Annotated in this window: 3 protein-coding genes; 1 reads left to right on the top strand and 2 read right to left on the bottom strand. The window is 57.2% G+C overall.

Features of this window, described 5'->3' with window-relative positions; all coding sequences use genetic code 11:
- Positions 1 to 300, top strand: a 300-nt coding sequence (locus tag RXV90_RS25615; RefSeq protein WP_316653239.1) for a hypothetical protein, incomplete at its 5' end; no start/stop codon positions are given.
- A gap of 693 nt (positions 301 to 993) precedes the next feature.
- Here the strand turns inward: RXV90_RS25615 and RXV90_RS25610 are convergent.
- Both RXV90_RS25610 and RXV90_RS25605 read right to left on the bottom strand, forming a co-directional pair.
- Positions 994 to 4446, bottom strand: a complete 3453-nt coding sequence (locus tag RXV90_RS25610) for an ATP-binding protein (RefSeq protein ID WP_316653237.1) — start codon at positions 4444 to 4446, stop codon at positions 994 to 996.
- Positions 4443 to 5690 carry a metallophosphoesterase family protein gene (locus RXV90_RS25605; RefSeq protein WP_316653235.1) on the bottom strand — a complete coding sequence of 416 codons (1248 nt, stop codon included), beginning with the start codon at positions 5688 to 5690 and terminating at the stop codon, positions 4443 to 4445. The genes RXV90_RS25610 and RXV90_RS25605 overlap by 4 nt, the downstream gene beginning before the upstream one ends.
- Positions 5691 to 6314 lie beyond the last annotated feature (624 nt).

Genomic DNA, 6314 nt, shown 5'->3' with positions numbered 1-6314 from the left:
ATAAGCTGGAACCACAACGAGCCAGGGCCTCCGTTACAGATCAAGCCACCCTGTCCCAAATCATCTGACGACGGACAACTTGTAGAGGCTGACACGCACTTCGGCGGGAACGAGGAGGGCCATCCCGGAACGAGCACAAGAATTGATACAACTAACCTCGACAACTGGGACGAAGGCATTGAGTGGCTTTACGTCACAGCATCGAAGTGGATCTCTGCGACAGACAAGCTCTTTGGGAATTCTCCTGACAGGGCGTCGAAATACGTTTGGGGAGAAGATGATGTCCGGATCATCGAGTAGCAGAGTGAGCCACTCTTTTACGTTTGTGCAGGGGCAATACTTCTTCGCCAAGGAACCTCCGAGCTGTTTGGCTTCTCCTCTTTGCTGATCCAATTTCTCAACCTAGCCCCTTTGCCAGCCTCGTCCCTGCATGCAACTGTTGAAGATCTGGCGCTGTAATCTATCCGCTTCGGCTCGATGATAGCCGTCCATTACAGAGGAGTGCACAGAACCTGAGGGGCCGGGGTTGACATGCGCGGTGTAGGTCCCTGGTGGATGACCCGGCTGGCTATATGTGCCCGTTACAGTGTAGCTTTCCGACTTGGATGATTGTGCATTGTTTGGGATTGGCGATGCCGTAGCAGCAGATTGCTGGCAATAGCTCATATCTATTGCCCTGCGTTCCTCGACAGCACGCCGTTCGACCAGATCATTGTGTGTCCAATCAGAGTTGCTGACACATGCTGCCTGCAAGGCGGCAATGGAAATAATAACGAGGTGCCTCATGGCCTGAACTCCCAAGAATATCAGCTCCGATCGTTTTGAGTTCAACCAAGCCAACAGGGCGCAATCGTGGTTTAGACTTGTTGCTTTAATGGCGGCTCCACGGACCGCATCCTTGCCGGCGTTGCCCTGATGCCGGGATCTTGCCTGACTGCCTCAATGCTGGATGTGGCGGCCAAACTGGCGTCGGACAAATCAGCACGTCTCGCGTCAGGTCAGCATCTGGAGCTCATGCACCGTCATTGATGCCCCACAGACCTCCCTAGCGAGGTCGACGACATGCTCATGGTGCGTAAAGTAAAGCGCCTGTCCATGCTCAGAGATTTCTCGGAGAAGGCCCAACGCGGCAGCTGTGCGTGAGTTGTCAAACGTCTCCATGATATCGTCAGCCACAAACGGCAGCGTCGTCCCACCAGATGCGTACTGGCGATACCCGGCGAGACGCAGCGCCAGATAGAGCTGGAACCGTGTGCCTTTTGACATCTCGGCCACTGTGATTGATCGCCCGTCACGCTCTCTGAGAGCTAAGAGAACCTCTCTTTGACCATCGCCTTGCGTTCTCAGATCCCGATACCTGCCCGCGGTTAGTTTGCTAAATGCCGTTTCTGTATCTGCGAGCATCTTGCTTCGGTGCTCATCCCGGTATGCAGACAGCGCCTGTTCCGCGGCCAGGATCCCGAGCCGAAGGCGAATGGCCGCTCTTGCTCGCTCTTCTAGATCGAGAAGTAACGTCTGGCGTTTTTCCTCCAACTGCGCAGGTGCGTTGTCCCCGCCAACTTTCTCCAGATCGTCGTTTGCTGCGCGAAGATCACCGACCTTCTCCTCATGGTCCGCCTCTGCCGCCTTGAGATCGGCTGCAAGCGCAGCCCTTTCTCCTTCGAGTTCGTGAATATCCTGGTCTGCCAGGAGTTCCTCTGCGGCGTCCAAGTCAGAGAAGCCCAGGCGGTTCAGAATGCGGCTCTGAACGTCATTTGACTGTTGGCGCAACCGGTCCGCCTTGGCAGCCTTGGACAAAGCGATCTGGAGGTCGTCAATCGATTGGACTTCTGTTACGCCACTGAACAAAGCCGCTAGTTCCTCAATTCGCTTACTCACCGCTTCAAGATCAGCCTCGGCGGCACGAACATCAGCCTTTGCATTGGCGATTTTTTCGGTGAGTTGCTCGCGATCACTGTCAGATTTTGTGGCACGGTCGAGACGCTTGCGCAGCCGTTCACCAAGGACGAGAGGTGCGGCGTCTACAGCCTCGCCCGCACGCTCGGCAAGTATTGTAATCTCTATTTCGAAAGCGCTTTGGTCACTTTTCATCGCCTCGATGCGGCCCTGCAGCCTGTTGCGTTCACCAAGGCGAGTAGCAAGTTTGCGGAGGGTCGAGACTTTCCATCGAAAGTCTTCGAGTGTCTGAAGGGCCTTTGGCAGTGACACGACCTCGGTATTCCAAGATGTCTGAATATCGCTGATCTCACCGGACAGGCGCTCGACATCGCCTTTCCGGCGCGTCACCTCTTCCTTTGCCTCTTCACGCCTTTTCGCCTGGGCTTCTGCTTTTGCCCTGACCCTCGCTGCTTCAGCCGAGAGGGTGCGTGCCCTCTTGGCTAGGTCCTTGAGCCCCGGCGTCTCGTCCGAAATCGACAACGCGGATTTCAGCCGTTCGACGCCGTCCTCGATGGACCGCTTTGCCCCCTCGTATGCCGTCTTCCTTCGGTCGACCTCTCTGAGCCATTCCTGAGCGTCCGAAAGGCGCGCTTGCCAGTTTGGTAGATCGCGTGGGTCATACGTCTCGGGCAGATGCAACGTGACCAATAGGGCGCGGGCCGATTTCGCTTCCCGGTCTAAAGCTTCATCGGCGGCCTTGAAGGCGTCTTCACAAGACGCAAGCGCCGCCTTGGCAGTGGCGACCTCCACTTGCAGTTCACGAAGTCGCGCAAGCCTTTCAGCAAAGCCCAGGCGCGCTTCTTGGAGCGCATCGTCCCGCATCAACGTGGCATGAAACTTTTCAGCGGTCTCCCGCGTCAGCGCGCCCAAGTGCTCGTGCCAGTGAGCCTCGCGCTCACCGCGAACTTCCTTGGCCTCCCCCTCAACAGCCGCGCTTTCGTCCTTCTCGAACTCATGAAGCCGGGCCGCTAGCCGATCATGCTCCTTTTGCGCCTCTTTGCAGTCCCGCGCAGCAGTGTCCTGTCGATCGCGAATGGCAATCCATCTCTCGGCAAGGCGCTCTGCCTCGGCTTCAGAGAGAGCGATATCCAAGACATCTGACGATGCTCCCGACCAAGGTTTGAGATTTTCTAGAGCCCTTTGGAGCTCCCTCTCGCCAGCCTCCATATCCTCGGTTGCCTTAGTGTAGCGCGAAAGCGTTTCTTCGGGATCGATCGCCTCCAGAAGCGTATCGAGATCTTCGTCTGGACCCGCCGATTTCGCCTCATCCTCTAAATCCGCATCGAGCGCCTCTAGTTTTCGCTCAGCATCGGTCTCTTCCTTTTTCGCGGCCGAAAGCTTCGTCTTGGCTTCGGCATGGTTGCCCGCAATCTCTTCAAGCTGCGCGAGGCGTGCTTCAGGTAGGAGACCTTCATCCGGGCTTTCGACGCCAAGTTCTTTGGCGAAATTGGAGAGCTCATTGATCACTCCCTCAAGTTCGGTTTCGCGCTTTGGGAGGTCTGCCTCCGCGGTCTGAGCCCGAGATCTGGGAGCATCGAGGAGAATGGTCAGTTCGTCGCCAACCTCAGAGATCGCGGCGTCTTGAACCAGCGCGTCTCGCGCCGCTTCCTCAGTCTCCAGTAGAAGCTTTGACTGCCGCAGTCTTGTTGACGCCTCCACATGCCGGCTCTTTAGCTCTTGCGCCTCTTCTTGCACTCCTTCGGGGATGCTTGGGTAACCGGCGTAACTCCCGAGATCCCCGTTCGTTTCCCGAAGTGCCTTCAGGAGTGGCAGGCACTCGATCATTGCTTCGAGGCGCGCCTGCTGTTTCAAAAGCCCGTCGCGTGTTTCTTTGGCTGCATCGAGCAATTTCGCGGCTGCATCCCTCTCATCCTTCAGCCGCCGAAAGGCACTTGCTGGAACATCTAGCTCCCGGATCTGGATATGGAGCTCTTGCAGCTCCCGTTTGGCTTCTGCGAGTTCCGTCTTCCGAGCTCGCGGCTTGTGAAACAGGTCAACATTTGCCCGCGCGTCGTCCAGGACCGAGCCGAGGTCAGAGAGCCCTGCCGCTGCAGAAAAAAGCAGTTCACCAAGGTTCCCCTGGCTGGCGAGTATGTCCTCCCCGCCGGCCTCGATCGTTTCATCATCGAGGGAGAACATCGCCCGGTACTGATCGCGGTCGATGCCGTCGAGGGCGTGGAGAAGGAGCGTTGGATTGGCGACGTCTCCAGAGGGTGTGATGAGATCACCTTTGTTGCGCTTGATGCGGACAAGATCGATGGCCTCGTCATCGATCTCCAATGTCCCTCCGATGCGCATATTCTCGTAGTCATGGAGGAAGTTGTACTTGCTGCGCGCCGGGATGCCGAAAAGTAGGCTGAGGTACCCATCAAAGGCTGTTGTCTTCCCCGCCTCATTCGGGCCGAAAATGATGTGGAGATCGGGCTTGCCCTCTTCGCTCGGACCAAAGTCCAACGAGAAATCCGTGAAGTGACCAAAGCGTGTGAGGTCGAGCCGGCGCAGTCTCACGACGGCTCCTCCGCTTCGCCAGACATGACGCGAGCGGTGATGTCTTCCGCGCCCTCTCGCAGAAGAGCGCGGACCTGATCAGCCTCCTCTGCCTCAGTCTCACCGAAGACATTCCTAAGTTCCGCTGGGAGATCGCCAATTATGTCTCCCACCTCTCGCGCCGCCCGCTCCATGAACGCGTCATCATCCAACAAACCGCTCATGAGAGCCGCTAGTTCCCGCCTCGGGTCCTCGCCTTTGGCTGCCTGGGACGGTGCCGACAGTCGGTGGACGATCTTGTCAATCCAGACGGAGCCCTGCGCTCGGGCGAGATTGGCGACCTGTTCCAAGAGGAGGTCTTGGTCGCGGCGTAGACGCCAAGCGAGTGGTGTTTCGCCCACCAATTCCAAGCGGAGTACGGAATGGTCCGATAGCGACATGGCCGCCGAGGCGATGGCGGCCCCAATCTCCCGCAATGCATCTCGCCAGTCATCCACGCCATCAAGCGTGACCTCCTGACGCGCGAACTCAACTGGCGACGTCACACGGTCCTCAAGTGAGGCTGTGCCCTTATCGACAGTCACGAGCGTTACAGATTTCGGCCCAGCCTCGCCGATATCGCGCCCCTGGGGCATTCCGGGCATCACGACATGGGGCGTCTCGGCATGAACCTGGCGGATGTGGATATGCCCCAGAGCCCAATAGTCAAATCCATGCGCGATGAGGTCGTTCACGCTACAAGGGGCGTAGGTGTCGTGCCCAGAGGCCCCGGCGAGACTGGTGTGGAGAAGACCAATATTGAAGAGACCCGAAACAGGTGGTTTGTATTTTGGAAGAAGGCTCTCAGGGGCTTGGGGCTTTGCAAAGCTTACACCGTGTACGGCAACACCGCTCTCTGGAAGCTCAACGGTTCCTCCATGGCCGGTGAAGACGTGAACGTTAGGTGGAAACTCTAGCTCGCGTGTGAGTACGCTTTCTGCATCGTGATTGCCCCGGATCATGAAGACTGCAACACCGGCGGCGCTCAGGCGCTCCATCTGCCCGACGAGGAATGCAGCCGTCTTCATGCTGCGCATGTCACCATCATAGAGATCGCCAGCAATCATCAGGGCGTTGACTTCCTCTTCGAGGCAGAGGTCGACAATGCGCTCAAGCGCGCGCCGCGTCGCGTTCCCTACGAGATCGAAGAGATCCGGATCCTTGAGCGCCAGGCTCTTCAGAGGGGCATCAAGGTGGAGGTCCGCGGTATGAACAAATCGAAACATGCAGAATGGCTTTTGATATCAACCACCACGCTGCAACACCTACAGCTTGTGCGGCAAGTCGATTTTCTCTCGGGGCTCGAGCCGCAAGTGTGAAGACTATGACTGCAATATCGTGTAATTCCGCGATCCAGTGAACTTAAGTTCACCAAAGCGCGAATATCCCGCGAGGAAGCACGGCTCGAAGGCTACAATGACCGCTTAGCGTCGCAGACCGGGCATATGACCATTTTCTCTGATTGCCGCGTTGAGCCTGGAGCGGATCAAACCTATTGCACCGCCACTTTCCGCCTGGACAAGGCCCATGCCCTAACTCTGTGGAAATTAGCGGAATGCTCTAGCTATCGGGAAGGGGGGCAGACCGTCACATTGGCACTCTTGCCGCCGGGACGAAGAATGATCAGGTAGGTGAAGTTATTGTCGCCCATGAAGGTCATTCCGTCTCCTTTGCCAAAGGAGTTTATGACAAGTTCATCCTCCAAGACATACAGCACGACCTCCGATGGCCCACCGTTTTCAATTTGCCAGACCGCGTCCGGCGATCTCAGAACTGTCCGGGATCAGCACCTGTGGGACTGATTAAAGGGTTTTCGTAACGGAGGGTTTCTGGCTCATCTGAACCATCAA

The sequence above is a fragment of the Ovoidimarina sediminis genome (genome assembly GCF_032586175.1).
GTDB lineage: Bacteria > Pseudomonadota > Alphaproteobacteria > Rhodobacterales > Rhodobacteraceae > Ovoidimarina > Ovoidimarina sediminis.
The sequence above is the reverse complement of the archived record's forward strand: the minus strand, read 5'-3'. Positions and strand labels throughout refer to the sequence as shown.